The organism is Sphingobium quisquiliarum P25 (assembly GCF_000445065.1).
GTDB lineage: Bacteria > Pseudomonadota > Alphaproteobacteria > Sphingomonadales > Sphingomonadaceae > Sphingobium > Sphingobium quisquiliarum.
This window is the reverse complement of sequence record NZ_ATHO01000009.1, coordinates 89,999-104,751: the sequence shown is the minus strand read 5'-3', so window position 1 is coordinate 104,751 and position 14,753 is coordinate 89,999. Positions and strand designations below refer to the sequence as shown.

14 protein-coding genes, 2 tRNA genes and 1 pseudogene are annotated in these 14,753 nt (G+C 62.6%); 9 read left to right on the top strand and 8 right to left on the bottom strand.

From position 1 onward, the window contains the following. The 3 genes and pseudogenes from L288_RS0121090 to L288_RS23915 all read left to right on the top strand — a co-directional run. Positions 1-292, top strand: a pseudogene (locus L288_RS0121090) (polysaccharide deacetylase family protein); the annotation flags it as partial. 24 nt (positions 293-316) lie between these two features. Then, positions 317-392, top strand: a tRNA-Ile gene (locus L288_RS23920). Between the two features lie 437 nt (positions 393-829). Beyond that, positions 830-2,083 (top strand): alginate export family protein, encoded by a 1,254-nt coding sequence (locus L288_RS23915; protein WP_021236645.1) that lies wholly within the window; start codon positions 830-832, stop codon positions 2,081-2,083. 66 nt (positions 2,084-2,149) lie between these two features. On the opposite strand, the gene L288_RS23910 is transcribed toward L288_RS23915, so the two are convergent. The 3 genes from L288_RS23910 to L288_RS23900 form a co-directional block, all read right to left on the bottom strand. Beyond that, positions 2,150-2,226, bottom strand: a tRNA-Pro gene (locus L288_RS23910). A gap of 152 nt (positions 2,227-2,378) precedes the next feature. Further along, on the bottom strand, positions 2,379-2,597 hold the full coding sequence (locus L288_RS23905) for a hypothetical protein (protein WP_021236644.1): 219 nt from the start codon (positions 2,595-2,597) through the stop codon (positions 2,379-2,381). A 155-nt stretch (positions 2,598-2,752) separates the two neighbouring features. Continuing rightward, the gene (locus L288_RS23900) at positions 2,753-4,129 is read right to left on the bottom strand and encodes a M28 family peptidase (protein WP_021236643.1); all 1,377 of its coding nucleotides are present in this window, start codon (positions 4,127-4,129) and stop codon (positions 2,753-2,755) included. 102 nt (positions 4,130-4,231) lie between these two features. Between L288_RS23900 and ettA the strand changes: the two genes are divergently transcribed. Beyond that, a complete protein-coding gene (gene ettA / locus L288_RS23895; RefSeq protein ID WP_021236642.1) occupies positions 4,232-5,917 on the top strand; it encodes an energy-dependent translational throttle protein EttA in 1,686 nt (561 codons plus the stop codon). Positions 5,918-6,210: 293 nt separating this feature from the next. Here ettA and L288_RS23890 read toward each other — a convergent pair whose 3' ends face one another. From L288_RS23890 to L288_RS23880, 3 genes are read right to left on the bottom strand one after another with little or no spacing between them, the layout of a single operon-like run. Beyond that, complete coding sequence (locus L288_RS23890; protein WP_021236641.1) at positions 6,211-6,492, bottom strand: acylphosphatase; 282 nt, start codon at positions 6,490-6,492, stop codon at positions 6,211-6,213. Next, entirely contained in the window at positions 6,492-7,262 is a 771-nt protein-coding gene (locus tag L288_RS23885) for an NYN domain-containing protein (RefSeq protein ID WP_021236640.1), read from the bottom strand. The genes L288_RS23890 and L288_RS23885 overlap by 1 nt, the downstream gene beginning before the upstream one ends. Beyond that, a complete protein-coding gene (locus L288_RS23880) occupies positions 7,262-7,915 on the bottom strand; it encodes a carbonic anhydrase (RefSeq protein ID WP_021236639.1) in 654 nt (217 codons plus the stop codon). Before L288_RS23880 ends, L288_RS23885 begins: the two co-directional genes overlap by 1 nt. 65 nt (positions 7,916-7,980) lie before the next feature. Here L288_RS23880 and lipA point away from each other — a divergent pair, with 65 nt between their 5' ends. Then, positions 7,981-8,916 (top strand): lipoyl synthase, encoded by a 936-nt coding sequence (gene lipA, locus L288_RS23875; RefSeq protein ID WP_051209597.1) that lies wholly within the window; start codon positions 7,981-7,983, stop codon positions 8,914-8,916. Between the two features lie 5 nt (positions 8,917-8,921). Next, complete coding sequence (locus L288_RS23870; protein ID WP_021236637.1) at positions 8,922-9,392, top strand: type II toxin-antitoxin system RatA family toxin; 471 nt, start codon at positions 8,922-8,924, stop codon at positions 9,390-9,392. Here the strand turns inward: L288_RS23870 and L288_RS23865 are convergent. Both L288_RS23865 and L288_RS23860 read right to left on the bottom strand, forming a co-directional pair. After that, positions 9,344-9,856 (bottom strand): CinA family protein, encoded by a 513-nt coding sequence (locus L288_RS23865; RefSeq protein WP_021236636.1) that lies wholly within the window; start codon positions 9,854-9,856, stop codon positions 9,344-9,346. The genes L288_RS23870 and L288_RS23865 overlap by 49 nt on opposite strands. Before the next feature lie 5 nt (positions 9,857-9,861). Beyond that, entirely contained in the window at positions 9,862-11,037 is a 1,176-nt protein-coding gene (locus tag L288_RS23860; protein ID WP_021236635.1) for a bifunctional 2-C-methyl-D-erythritol 4-phosphate cytidylyltransferase/2-C-methyl-D-erythritol 2,4-cyclodiphosphate synthase, read from the bottom strand. Positions 11,038-11,141: 104 nt separating this feature from the next. On the opposite strand from L288_RS23860, the gene dusB reads away from it, so the two are divergent. Genes dusB through ntrC form a run of 3 tightly spaced genes read left to right on the top strand, consistent with a single transcriptional unit; the run spans position 11,142 to position 14,712 of the window. After that, positions 11,142-12,161: a tRNA dihydrouridine synthase DusB gene (dusB, locus tag L288_RS23855; protein WP_021236634.1), complete on the top strand. Its 1,020-nt coding sequence runs from the start codon at positions 11,142-11,144 to the stop codon at positions 12,159-12,161. Beyond that, positions 12,158-13,267, top strand: a complete 1,110-nt coding sequence (locus tag L288_RS23850; protein WP_021236633.1) for a two-component system sensor histidine kinase NtrB — start codon at positions 12,158-12,160, stop codon at positions 13,265-13,267. Before dusB ends, L288_RS23850 begins: the two co-directional genes overlap by 4 nt. After that, positions 13,267-14,712 (top strand): nitrogen regulation protein NR(I), encoded by a 1,446-nt coding sequence (ntrC, locus tag L288_RS23845; RefSeq protein ID WP_021236632.1) that lies wholly within the window; start codon positions 13,267-13,269, stop codon positions 14,710-14,712. The genes L288_RS23850 and ntrC overlap by 1 nt, the downstream gene beginning before the upstream one ends. Positions 14,713-14,753 lie beyond the last annotated feature (41 nt).

The window sequence follows — 14,753 nt, the reverse complement described above, 5'->3', positions numbered from 1 at the left end:
CATGTTGAGCCGCGTGCCGCTGACGCCCGAAGGCGTGCCGCTGCGCGACGCCATCCGGGCGATCGACGCGCTGATGGAGGAAGGTGTGAGGGTGCTGAGCTTCAGCTTCCATTCGCCCACGCTTGAGCCGGGGCATACGCCCTATGTGCGGGACGAGAGCGATCTGACCGCATTTTATCGCTGGTGGGACGGGGTGCTGGAGCATCTTGCAAGGCGCAATGTTCAGGCGGCGGCGCTGGAGCAGCTGCTTGCCGCCGTGCCGCGACGCGGAGAGGCTTGCAAAGCCGCCTGATGCCTCCTAATCCCGCGACAGGTGGGGCCTGTAGCTCAATGGTTAGAGCTGGCCGCTCATAACGGCTAGGTTGCGGGTTCGAGTCCTGCCGGGCCCACCAATCCTCACATCGGTTTATCTATGCGGACGCGCCGGCGCATGGGCAAAATTGTGCGGTGCAAAAAATCGCTTGCGACTCGATCCAATCGATGACAGCTTTCCTTCGCCGGAGCAGGGTAGCTTCGGTACATAGGTGATCCTTGCCGATGACGGTGAGGGTTGCTGGCGATCCCAGTGGATCGAAATTGGCAATGACGCCGCCCGGACAGGTCCGACAGACCTGCTTCCTGGCGGCTTTTTTGTTGCTTTTCAGCCGTGGACGCGAGTGCGCGCCGCGGACTTCATCTTCCTTTCGACCGGAGCAGGTTTCCGGCGGCGGCTGGCTGCATGCCTTCCGCGCCGGGACGGGCTTGGCCGGGAAGGATCTGGGGAGAGGGCGCCCTGAATGGCTCAAGCCATCGGGAGCGATGAGGGGGACGTATGAGGAATGTTTGTCTGATGCTGTCGGCGAGTGCTTTGGCCAGTGCCGCCACGCCGGTTCTGGCGCAGGAGGTCATGTTCAAGCCGATCATCGACGCGCGGCTGCGCTATGAAATGGTGGAGCAGGACGGCCCTTTGCCCTTGCAGGAAAGCCGGGATGCCGATGCCGTGACGATGCGGATGCGCGCTGGCGGGGAATTGTCGAAGGGTCCGTTCGCTTTCCTGGCCGAGGCCGAAGGGACGCTCGCCCTTGACGAGGATTATAATAGCGGCGTGAACGGCAAGACGCTTTATCCGATCGTGCCCGATCCTGAAAATGTCGAGGTGAACCGGGTCCAACTGCAATACCGGACCAAGCCGTTGATCGTCACATTGGGCCGTCAGCGCATCAATCTGGACGATCAGCGCTTTGTCGGGTCCGTGGCATGGCGGCAAAATGAGCAGACGTTCGATGCGCTGCGCATCGAATATATGGGGGTGAAGGACCTGAAGGTTGATGTCACCTACGCCATTTCGGCACGGACGATCTGGGGCATTGATGGCGGGAAGTTCGGATCGGTCAACCGGCCGACGCAGATCGATGGCGACAATGTCTTCGCCAATGTCGCCTACAAGACGAAGCTGGGCACCGTGACGGGCTTTGCCTATCTGGTGGACGAGGACGTGGCTGTACCTGCGCTGCTCCGCAACAGCAGCCAGACCTATGGCGCGCGCTTTGCCGGGGCCGTGCCGCTTACGGGAAAGGTGAAGCTCAGCTATCTGGCCAGCTATGCCCGGCAAAGTGATCGTGCCAAAAACCCGGTCGACTATTCGGCGGATTATGTTGCGGCCGAGCTGGGGTTGGATGTCGCGGCGTTCAAGCTGACCGCTGGATATGAATTGCTGGGATCGGATCGGGACGCGGCCGGTGCTGCGGGAGGCTTCGCCTTTCAGACGCCCTTTGCGACGCTGCACAAGTTCAACGGCTGGGCCGACAAATTCCTGACGACCCCGGCGACGGGGCTTCAGGACTATTATGCCGGGGTCGCCTATAGCTTGCCCAAGGTGGGGAAGGCGGGACCGCTGGTGGCGTCATTCACCTTTCATCGATTCAGCAGCGACCGGCAGTCGATCCATTATGGCGACGAATATGATGCGCAGTTGACGTTGAAGATCGACACGCATCTGAGCGCCCTGGTGAAATATGCCGATTACGACCGGCAGGGCATCGCCAGCTTTGCGGGGGACGCGGACACACGGAAATTCTGGGCGCAGATCGACTATGCGCTTTGAAGCCTGGCCCGGCGCGGGGACTCAGCCGGGATAGGGCATGGCCGGGATAGGGCATGAGGGTGAAAGTGGTCGGGGAGACAGGATTCGAACCTGCGACCCTCTGCTCCCAAAGCAGATGCGCTACCAGGCTGCGCTACTCCCCGACGCCTGCGCCTTAGCGGCGAAGGAGGCTTGCCGTCAATCGGCGTTGATGGCGGGAATGGCCCACCATCCATGTTGCTGACGGATGCGCCCGCCACAACGAAGAAGGGCGGACCAAACGGCCCGCCCTTCGGAAATCTCGCTGACGCGAAGATTATTCGGCGGCGTTCGCGGCGTTCGAAGCAGCGTTCGCGGCGTTGTCAGCAGCATTGTCAGCCGCGTTGGCAGCGTTGTCGGCTGCGTTGGCAGCGTTTTCGACGACGTTTTCGACAACAGCGTTCGAAGCGTTCGCGGTCTCGTTAGCCGGCTTCTCACCGCAAGCGGCGAGGGCCATCAGGCCGGCCGAAGCGAAAACAACAGCGATCTTCTTCATTGTGTACGGCTCCCATAGCATATTGCCGCGTTGGTCCGTTCATGACGTCACCTACGCGAGCGACCCGCATTAACGTGTGCGTTGCACAAATCAATGCTTTTCTGCGTCGGTGAAGCGACGGAATCACGCGACGGGTCGTTGTCTACAATAAAAGTTCACTTATTGGCTAGTGATTCCGATGCGTTCGCCGCCAAATGGAGAGTAACTGCCCAGGCGGCGACATTCTGCTGCAATCGCGCTGGATCGACCTTGTCCAGCGTATCGTCCGGCGTGTGGTGAATGTCGAAATAACGCCTGCCGTCCTGTTGAAGGTCGATGACCGGAACGCCGGATTTCACGAGAGGCTCTATATCCGCGCCGCCGCCCGCAGCGACGCGGCTGGCCGCGATGCCCAATGGCGCAAGCGCGTCTGCGATCCGCCGGGCAATCGCTTCCTGCCCTTTCCCAAGACCGAAATCGACGCGCCATATGCGATCGGCGCCAAAGTCCGATTCCATGGCAAGGGCGTGGTGTTCGCTGCCATGCGCGGCGAAATAGGCCCTGGCACCGTCTCCGCCGACTTCCTCCGCGCCCGCAAGCAGCAGGCGGATGGTCCGGCGGGGTGTTCCAGTCTTGGCGGCATGCAGGGCCGCGGCAGCGATAATCCCGCAGCCTGACGCATCGTCGATCGCGCCGGTGCCCTGATCCCAACTGTCGAGATGGCAGGCGGCGAGGACGAGTCCGGCGGCCGGGTCGCTGCCGGGAATCTCCGCTATCACATTGCCGGATGGCTGGTCCTTGAGCATCCTGGAGATAAGCGTCAGATGGATACGCACCGGCTGTCCGCGGGAGATGATGCGCGTGAGTTGTTCGGCATCCGGGATGCTGAGCGCCGCCGCCGGGATGGGCTTGACGCCATCGGCCCACATCTGGACGCCGCTGTGCGGCTGCCGATGCTTGTCCGTGCCGATCGAGCGGATCAGGATGGCGATTGCCCCCTTTTTGGAAGCGATGCTGGGCCCCTGACGGCGGACCGCGCCGAAATAGCCGTAGGAAGATCCGTCCTGCGTCGCATGCATGGCATGGCTGACGAAAGCGATCTTGCCCTTCAGGCTGCCTTCGGGAGCCGCTTCGAGCGCGGCCAGTGACGGGAAATAGGCGACCTCGCCCTCGATACCCTTGGCAGGCGTGGAGGCGCTGTTGCCAAGCGCGGCGAGCACGAGCTTCTGGGGGAAGGGGGCCAGCACCTGCGCTTCGTCCCGCACCCTCTCCCATACCGGCATGCGGTAAGATTCTGCGCGCACGTTCGAGAAGCCTAGCGCCTTCAATCGCGCCACGGCCCAGTCGCGGGCGCGTGCCTCCTGCGGCGTTCCTGCGGGGCGGGGGCCGACTTCGGTGGTGAGTCCCTCCACGAAGTCATAGGCCGTCTGATCCGCCAGCGCGGCCGATCGAATCGCCTCGACAGGATCGGCCGATGCGCCTCGCGCGAGGGAGGGGGCAGCCATGCCGCTCAGCAGCAGCATAACCAGCGAAAACGGTCGGATTTTCTGCATGAATGATGGTGTAACCGGCCATCACCCATTTGCCAACGTGCGCGGCGTTCGCTAACTCCGGGCCAAATTTTCCTGTTTACCCCATCGGAGCTGCTTCAAGCCATGTCCGCCTCGTCCCAATACGCCTTCGTCATGAAGAACATGACCAAGAGCTTTCCCGGCGCCCAGAAGCCGGTGCTCAACGGCATCAACCTGCAATTTTACCGCGGCGCCAAGATCGGCATCGTCGGCCCGAACGGCGCGGGCAAGTCCACGCTGATGAAGATCATGGCCGGGATCGACAAGGATTTTACCGGCGAAGCATGGCCGGGTGAGAATATCACCGTTGGCTATCTGCCGCAGGAGCCGCAGCTCGATCCTGCCAAGACTGTCCTTGAAAATGTGAAGGACGGTGCGCGCGAGATCGCGGACAAGCTCGATCGGTTCAACGAAATCAGCATGATCATGGCCGATCCGCCGGAAGACGCTGATTTCGATGCGCTGATGGAAGAGATGGGGTCGTTGCAGGAGCAGATCGACGCAGTCGACGGCTGGACGCTCGACAACCAGCTTGAAATCGCGATGGAAGCGCTGCGCTGCCCGCCTTCGGACTGGGCGGTGGACAATCTGTCGGGCGGTGAAAAACGCCGCATCGCCCTGACGCGCCTGCTGATCCAGAAGCCGGACATCCTGCTGCTGGACGAACCGACCAACCATCTGGATGCCGAAAGCGTCGAGTGGCTGGAAAATCACTTGAAGGAATATGCCGGTGCGGTGCTGATGATCACCCACGACCGCTATTTCCTGGACAATGTGGTCGGGTGGATACTGGAACTCGATCGCGGCAAATATTTCCCGTACGAAGGCAACTACTCCACCTATCTGGAGAAGAAAGCCAAGCGCCTGGAGCAGGAGGACCGCGAGGAATCCGGCCGTCAGAAGGCGATCAAGGACGAGTTGGAATGGATTCGTGCTGGCGTCAAAGGCCGGCAGACCAAGTCCAAGGCGCGTATCAAGAAGTTCGAGGAACTGGTCGCGAGCCAGGAGAACCGCATCCCTGGCAAGGCGCAGATCGTCATTCAGGTGCCCGAACGCCTCGGCGGCAAGGTGATCGAGGCGAAGAACATCAGCAAGGCCTATGGCGACAAGCTGCTGTTCGAGAATCTGTCCTTCACGCTGCCGCCGGGCGGCATCGTCGGCGTTATCGGACCGAACGGCGCAGGCAAGTCAACGCTGTTCAAGATCATCACCGGGCAGGAACAGCCCGATTCGGGTGAGATCGATGTCGGTTCGACCGTGCGCCTGGGCTATGTCGACCAGAGCCGCGACCATTTGGACCCGTCGAAAAATGTCTGGGAAGAAGTGTCCGATGGCCTGGATTATGTGAAGGTCAACGGGCACGATATGTCGACCCGCGCCTATGTGGGCGCCTTCAACTTCAAGGGGCAGGACCAGCAGAAGAATGTCGGCAAGCTATCGGGCGGTGAGCGCAATCGCGTCCACATCGCCAAGATGCTGAAGAAGGGCGGCAATGTGCTGCTGCTCGACGAACCGACCAACGACCTGGACGTCGAAACGCTGGGCGCGCTGGAAGAGGCGATCGAGAATTTCGCCGGTTGCGCCGTGGTCATCAGCCACGACCGCTTCTTCCTCGATCGTCTGGCCACGCATATCCTGGCGTTCGAGGGCAACAGCCATGTCGAATGGTTCGAGGGCAATTTCGAAATGTATGAGGAAGACAAGCGCCGTCGCCTGGGCGATGCGGCGGATCGTCCGACCAGCCTTGCCTATAAGAAGCTAACTCGCTGATATCACGAGCAGTTGCAGAAATTGCAACACGGATAACGGCTTTCGCACTTGCGGAATTTAATGCTGCATCGCACATAGGAAGGGCCTTTCAGGCATCCTCTCCTAAAAACTTTCCGGCCGGTCCTTCGGGATCGGCCTTTTTTTTATTGATGCCTTATTCTTCCCATTTCCCGCTTTCTGAGTTTGCAGAACCGGGGGCGGGTTTGGAAAAAAGCGCGGTACTCCTGCGCATGCAGTAGCGCAGTTGAAGCGTCTGATGGACGGCGCGTCTTATTGAATACTTGGCCGCGCCCTTAGGCTGTCGGACGCTTATCGAAGGTGGTTAGTCCCTCTGGCGCCACTTCGGCGGAGTCGATGTTCGCGACTCTCGCAGCGGGCGGCCCCTCGTGGGCGCGTTGAATGAATAGCTCGACCGCTTCGGGTGTGCCTTCCACCCAGGCTTCGACTCGCCCGTCCGCCTTGTTACGGACCCATCCGGCAAGGTTGAGATCGCGCGCGGTCTGCACGGTCCAGTTACGGTAGAAGACGCCCTGCACCTGGCCGGTGATCAGCAGATGCCGTGCGATCATGGTCATCAACGCACCCGCTTGATCCAGGTCTGGCCATTTTCACGCGTTTCCGTGATGAAATTGGGGATGGCCTGCACAAGGTCGGACAGCCGTTTGAAGCCATAGTTGCGCACGTCGAAGCTGGAGCGATTGCCGACCCGCTGGCCAACGGGTCCCAGGGCTGCAAAGCCATTCTGGTCGCGCTTGGCCGCGTCATAGGCTTCGATCAGGAGCCGCACGACTTCATCATCCACTTTCTTGACGCCGCTCTTGGCTGTTTCATCCGGCTGCGCGGAAGCGGGATCGGCGGCGGTCACGTCCGGCAGGGGGTGCCCGGCAGTTTCGGCAAGCGACCGGGCGAGCGCCGCCACGTCGATGAAGCGGGTGCATGCGCGGCGGAAACCTTCGGGCGTCTTTTCCGATCCGAAGCCGTATACGTCGATCCCCTCCTGGCGTATCCGGGTGACGAGCGGCGTGAAATCGCTGTCGCTGGACATCAGGCCGAAGCCGGTGACGCGTCCGCCCGCCATCAGGTCCATGGCGTCGATCGTCATCTTCATGTCGGTTGCGTTCTTGCCCTTGGTCAGGTCGAACTGCTGCTGCGTTTCGATTGCCTGGGTCACGGCCTGGCGCGCCCATCCCTTGAGAGCGGGCTTGCTCCAGTTACCGTAGGCGCGGCGAATGTTGACGGTGCCGAGTTCGGCCAGAACCGTCAGTACCGGGTCGAAATGGTCGGCGGAAGCGTTGTCGGCGTCGATCAGCAGGGCCACATTGCCGCTGGGGATCGTCGAGGCCATCAGGCGGATTCCAGCGCCGCCGGATGGAAATTCCCGCTCTGTTCGTCCAGCAGATGCAGTTGCCCGTCAGCGATGGCGAAAAAGGCGCCGATCAGCTTCAACTCGCCAGCACGTTCCTTGGACCGCACGCAGGGGAAGGTGCGCAGATTGGCCAGGCTGACCTTCACGCCTTCCTGTTCCATCGCCCGGTGCGCGTCGCGCCCGCGATCGTCGCCAAAGCGGCTGATCACCGTTTCGCGCGCGGGGGCCAGCATGTCGATCCAATTGTGGATGAAGCCGCCCTCGCCCGGAGGCGCATCCTTCAATTCCTGGCTGAGCGCAGCCTTGCAGCCGCCGCATTTGCCATGGCCCATGACCACGATCTCCCGGACCTTCAGGACCTGAACCGCGAATTCGAGGGCGGCCGAAACACCGTGATGGCCCGGAGTCGTTTCAAACGGCGGGACCAGCGCGGCCACGTTGCGCACGACGAATATCTCGCCGGGCAGGGTGTCGAAGATCTGCGCCGGATCGACGCGGCTGTCGGAGCAGGCGATGACCATGACTCCGGGACTCTGCCCTTCGTTCAGTTCGTCCCATCGCCCGCGCTGTTGCGTCCAGCCAGTGTTGCGGAAGCGGCGGTAGCCCTGGAGCATGTCTGCAAAGTCGGTCATGGGCAAGTCTCTGCCGGACAATCTGGGGGCTGGCAAGAGCGTGCTTGCATCGCTATCTGGGGCGCATGAACGATGTCGTCCCGAACGCCGCCCTGAAGCCCGAGCGCGTCCGCAAGCCGGACTGGATACGCGTGAAGGCGCCGGTCAGCCCCGGTTACCACGAGACGCGCAAGCTGATGCGCGAAAAAGGGCTGGCGACGGTGTGCGAGGAAGCGGCATGTCCCAATATAGGGGAATGCTGGACCAAGAAGCATGCCACGGTCATGATCCTGGGCGACGTGTGCACGCGGGCCTGCGCCTTCTGCAACGTCAAGACGGGCATGCCGCGCAAGGTCGATCCCAATGAGCCGCAGAATCTGGCCGACGCCTGCGCGGAAATGGGGTTGGAGCATATCGTCATCACCTCGGTGGACCGTGACGACCTGCCCGATGGTGGCGCTTTGCAGTTCGTGAAGGTGATAGAGGCGCTGCGCCGGACCACGCCGGGCACGACGATCGAGATATTGACCCCCGATTTCCGCAACAAGCATGAGCGCGCGGTCGAGATGATCGTCGCCGCGCGGCCGGACGTCTATAATCATAATCTGGAAACGGTGCCGCGGCTTTACCCCACCATTCGCCCCGGCGCGCGTTACTATGCGTCGCTGCGGCTGCTGGAGTCGGTGAAGAAACTGGACCCGTCGATCTTCACCAAGTCCGGCATCATGCTGGGCCTGGGCGAGGAGCGGCTGGAAGTGCATCAGGTGATGGACGACATGCGATCGGCCGACATCGATTTCCTGACCATGGGCCAATATCTTCAGCCGACGCCGAAGCATGCGAAGGTAATGGAGTTCGTCGCCCCGGCGGCGTTCAACGCCTATGCCGCGATCGCGCGGGCGAAAGGCTTCCTGCAAGTCGCGTCGAGTCCGTTGACGCGCTCCAGCTATCATGCGGGCAAGGATTTTGCCGAGATGCGGGCGGCGCGTGAAACACAACTGGCTAAACAGCAGGCGCGCTGATCGCAATGCCGAAGCATCACGAAACGCGGCCTCTGCCTTATACACCGGACCAGATGTTCAACCTGGTGTCGGACGTGGCGGCCTATCCGCAATTCCTGCCATGGATCAGCGCGATCCGTGTCCGGTCAGACAGTGATGCTGAAATGGTCGCGGACATGATCGTGGGGTTCAAGGGCATCAAGGAAAGCTTTTCCTCCCGAGTCCACAAGCATCGGCCCGATTATGTCCGGGTCGATTATCTGGAGGGTCCGCTCAAGCATCTGCACAATGAATGGCGCTTCCGCGACGATGGCAAGGGCGGGACGCTGGTGGATTTCGAAGTCGAGTTCGAGTTCAAAAACCGCCTGTTCGAAATGCTGGCCGGGCAGATGTTCGACAAGGCGCTGCGCAAGATGATCGGCGCGTTCGAAACGCGGGCGGCGCAGCTTTACGGAGATTCAGGCAGCAAAAGCTCCAGCGCGCAGAGCGCCGCCTGAAGGCGCACGCCGCCGCGGCCATTATTTTCAAAGTGCCGCATATCGGCAAGGACGGTATCCGGTGACGCGCCGCGTTCGGCCCGCGCGAACACCACCGTGCCCACGGGCTTCTGCTCCGACCCACCGCCCGGCCCGGCGATGCCCGTGATGGCGACGGCGACGCTGGCATGGCTTTTGATCAGCGCCCCCTGCGCCATTGCCCAGGCGGTCGCGATCGATACAGCCCCGAAGGTCTCCAGCACATCCTGAGAGACCTTGAGAAGCTCATTCTTCATATCGTTGGAATAAGTGATAAATCCCGCTTCGAACACGTCGGACGAACCGGCGATTTCGGTAAGCGCGGCCGAGACCAGCCCGCCGGTGCAGCTTTCCGCCACGGCGATGGTGCGGCCAGCGCGGCGGTTGGCGATGATGACGCGCTCGGCAAGATCGACCAGCGGCGGGGGAAGGATGCTGTCAGGCATAATGGTCAGGATAGCGCGGGGAGGGCGAGGGTTGCAACCGCCTGCGCGGCAATGCCTTCGCGGCGGCCGGTGAAACCCAGGCGTTCGGTGGTTGTCGCCTTCACGCTCACCCGGTCAAGGCCGATGGCGAGTATCTCCGCGATGCGCTGACGGATGGAATCGCGATGGGGCCCAATCTTGGGCGCTTCGCAGATGATAGTGAGGTCGATATGCTCGATCCGCCCTCCGCGCGCGGTTACACGATCGGCGGCATATTCGAGGAAGCGGGACGAGGCCGCTCCCCGCCATTGCGGATCGGATGGGGGGAAGTGGCTGCCGATATCGCCCTCCGCCAAGGCTCCCAGCAGCGCGTCGACAATGGCATGGAGGGCGACGTCGGCGTCGCTGTGCCCGGCAAGGCCGTGATCATGGTCGATCCGCACGCCGCCCAGCCACAATTCCTCGCCAGCGGCAAGGCGATGGACGTCATAGCCCATGCCGACGCGCGTCGTGCGCTGGGCGGACAGGCGCGCTTCGGCCCTGGCGAAATCCTGAGGATAGGTCAATTTCTCCAGCCTTTCATCGCCTTCGACAAGGATGACGTCATGGCCCTGTTCCCGCAGCATCTGGGCATCGTCGGTAGCTTCGCGGTCCTCGTCCCATCTGCGATGGGCAGCGAGTATCGCATCGAAGTGGAAGGCTTGGGGCGTTTGCACGCGGAAAAGGGCGCTGCGGTCCACGACCGGCCCGGCGCGGCCTTCATCGCCCCTGACCAGCGTATCGGCGACAGGCAGAGCCGGGACGGCTCCGGCATGAAGGTCGAGTGCGGACAGGAGTCGATCGATCACCTCGCCCGGCAGGAAAGGGCGGGCGGCATCGTGAATGAGGACGCGTTCCGCTCCTCCCGATGCGGCCATGGCTTCAAGGCCCGCCCGAACCGATCCCCGGCGGCTGTCTGCGCCCGCGACGATCCCGGCGATCGGGCGGCCGGGCAGCAGGGCGCGTACGGCCTCTTCCTGCCCAGCGCCCACCACCAGCAGGATGGCGTCGATCGGGGCATGGGCAGCGAGCGCATCGACGGCATGGGCAAGCACCGGCTTGCCCGCGATCTGCCGGAACTGCTTGGGCATGTCGCCGCCCGCGCGGCTTCCCTGACCCGCCGCCACGAGTAGCGCCACGACGCCATGCTTGATCTTCATCATGGCGCGGCCTGTAGCGGAGGGGCGGGCGGTCCGCCAGACCCAGCTTGCTTGCCGCCGGTGCGCTTTTCCGCTAAGGCCTGCCTGTTTTTTAGGCAGATGTGGTGATGCGCAGACTTTCCCCGATTAAGGTCGGTCCCGTGACGATCGACATGCCAGTGATACTGGCCCCCATGACCGGCGTCACCGACATGCCGTTCCGTACGCTCGTGCGCCGCTATGGCTCAGGCCTCAACGTGACGGAGATGATCGCGACCGCCGCCATGATCCGGGAAACGCGCCAGTCCCTGCAAAAGGCGGCCTGGCATCCGGTGGAAGAACCGGTTTCGATGCAGCTTGCCGGATGCTCTCCCACCGAAATGGCGGAGGCGGCCAAGCTGAACGCCGATCGTGGCGCGGCGATCATCGATATCAACATGGGCTGCCCGGTGAAGAAAGTCGTGAATGGCGACGCGGGCAGCGCATTGATGCGCGACCTTCCCCTGGCTGCGGCCTTGATCAAGGCGACGGTGGACGCTGTTGACGTGCCGGTCACGGTCAAGATGCGAATGGGCTGGGACCATGCCAGCCTGAACGCCCCCGAACTGGCGCGCATCGCCGAAGATCTGGGCGCGAAGATGATCACCGTGCACGGCCGGACCCGCTGCCAGATGTACAAGGGCAGCGCCGATTGGGCTTTCGTCCGCAGCGTCAAGGAAGCGGTCAGCCTGCCGGTCATCGTCAATGGCGACATCTGCTCGATAGAGGATGCTGAAACCGCGCTGGAGCAGAGCGGCGCGGATGGCGTGATGATCGGGCGCGGGGCATATGGACGCCCCTGGTTGATCGGTCAGGTGATGCAGTGGTTCCGCACAGGGCAGAAGCTTGGCGATCCTTCGCTGGCTGAACAATATGGCGTGATTACGGAACATTATCGTGCGATGCTCGACCATTATGATGGCATGACCGGCGTGAACATGGCCCGGAAGCATATCGGCTGGTACACCAAGGGCTTGCCGGGATCGGCGGAGTTCCGCAACGCCGTCAATCAGGAGCCGGACGGCGATGTGGTGCTGGAGATGCTCGCCCGTTTCTATGAACCGCTGATCGAACAGGAAGGCCCGGCGGAAACGCGCAAGGCGGCATGACGGTGGCGTCAACTGCCACGCCATCCTTTCGCGCCCAGTCCGATGGGCCGTCTCTGCCGGAACTGATGACGGCGCTTCCGGTGGCGACGCTGGTGGTCGGCCCGGACAACCGCATTGCCGACGCCAATGTACGTGCCGAAACGCTACTCAACATGGCGCGGTCCGCGATCGTTGGCAGCGACATCACGCGCACCATCAGGATGGCCGAAGCGGGTGCGCGTTTCGACATATGGCACAGCAACAAGCCGATCGCCGCCTATGACATCAAGGTTCATGCCGGGCGGACCGCCGAAATGGAGGTCGACCTGATGATCGCGCCGATCATCGACCATGAGGGATGGCGCATCGTTTCCATCCATGCGCAAAGCCAGGCGCGCAAGATCGGGCATCGCGGCACGACCGGCGGCGCACGGTCGGCGATCGGCGCGGCGGCCATCCTTGCTCATGAGATCAAGAACCCCCTGTCCGGCATACGCGGCGCGGCGCAGTTGCTGGAATCGGGCAATAATGGCCATGACACGACATTGACCCAGCTGATCTGCAATGAGGTCGACCGCATCGCCGCGCTGATCGACCGGATGCAGGATTTCACGACGGACCGGACGCTGGAATGCAGGCCGGGGAACATCTATCCGCTGATCGATCGCGCCGCCAATATAGCGGCGGCGGGCTTTGCCAAGGACGTCAAGATCATAAGACGTTATGACCCGTCATTGCCGTTCGCCATCATCAATGATGACGCGCTGGTTCAGGTGATGATCAACCTCATCAAGAATGCGGCGGAGGCCCTGGAGCATGTCGACGATGGGTGCATCCGGGTCGAAACGGCTTTCCGGCATGGCGTGTCGGTGGTGATGGGGGAGGGCAAGGGGAGCGCCGTCCTGCCCATTGAGATATTGATCATCGACAATGGACCGGGCGTGCCGGACCATATCCTTGATCACCTGTTCAACCCGTTCATCACGGGCAAGCGCGACGGCCAGGGCCTGGGCCTGGCGCTGGTCGACAAGCTGGTGCGGGACATGAATGGTTTCGTTCAATATTCGCGGGATCAGGAAGCGGGCGAATCCACCTTCCGCATCCTGCTGCCGATGGGGATGGGATGATGAGCGCGACGGGCGCCATTTTGGTGGTGGACGATGATCCGGCGATCTGCGTCGTCGTGGGTGAGGCGCTGCGGCGGCAGGGGCATAAGGTCAAGACGGCTTCCTCCATCAAGGAGCGCGGGGCGCTGCTGGAAAGCTTCGCGCCCGACGTTCTGATCACGGACGTCATGCTGCCCGATGGCGACGGGCTGGACGGGGTTGCCGAGATATTGGAGCGCAAGCCCGACCTTAGCGTCATCGTGCTGTCCGCCCAGAATACGCTGAACACGGCGATCCGCGCGACGGAGAAGGGGGCGTTCGAATATCTTCCAAAGCCGTTCGACCTGAACGAACTGGCGCGGGCGGTCGGGGATGCGCTGGGCACGGGCAAGGCGCAGGAGGGTGAGGATGGCGCGACCGGATTGCCGCATGACGGACTGCCTCTGGTGGGGCGATCACCGGCGATGCAGGAGGTCTATCGCACCATCGCGCGGGTCCTTTCTAATGACTTAAGTATATTGGTGCTGGGGGAATCGGGGACAGGCAAGGAACTGGTCGCGGAGGCCATTCACAGCCTGGGCCAGCGGCGGACCAAGCCCTTTGTCGCGATCAACATGGCGGCTATTCCGCGTGAGTTGATCGAAGCAGAACTATTTGGTTATGAAAAGGGCGCCTTCACCGGCGCGCAGGCGCGCACCGCTGGCAAGTTCGAGCAGGCGCAGGGCGGCACGCTGTTCCTGGACGAGATTGGCGACATGCCGATGGAGGCGCAGACGCGGCTGTTGCGTGTCCTGCAATCGGGTGAGGTGACGACAGTCGGCGGATCGAAGCCGGTGCGGGTCAACGTCCGCATCATCGCCGCCACCAACAAGGACCTGCCCAAGCTGATCGAGGAGAACAGGTTCCGGCAGGACCTGTATTACCGCCTCAACGTCGTTCCGATCGCGCTCCCAGCGCTGCGCGAGCGGCGGGAGGACGTCATCCTGCTGGCCCGCCATTTCCTTGACCGCGCGGCGCTGGAAGGCTTGCCACGCAAGGCGCTGTCGGACGATGCCGCGCAATTGCTGATGGCCTATCACTGGCCCGGCAATGTCAGGGAATTGCAGAATCTGATGCAGCGGCTTGCGGTGCTGAGCCGCGAGAATGTGATCGCGGCGGATGTATTGCGAAACAGCCTGCCGCTGGACATGGTGCCCGCCGATCATGCCGCGCCCGCCGACCAGCTTGGCCAGGCGGTGCGCGAATGGGCCAAGCGGCAGCTTGGGATCGGCATCGGCCAGCCCAACAGAGCGCTGCACGATGACCTTCTTGCCCTGGTCGAGCCGATCCTGCTTCAGGAAACGCTGGCGAGCGTGGACGGCAATCAGATCCGCGCCGCGGGCCTGCTGGGCATCAACCGGAACACGCTTCGCAAGAAGCTGACCGACTATGGGCTCGACCCGCTGCAACTGCGCGTGGCGGAATGATGGCGGCGAGGCGAAGCGCACGCCTTGTCCGGCAGGAGGAC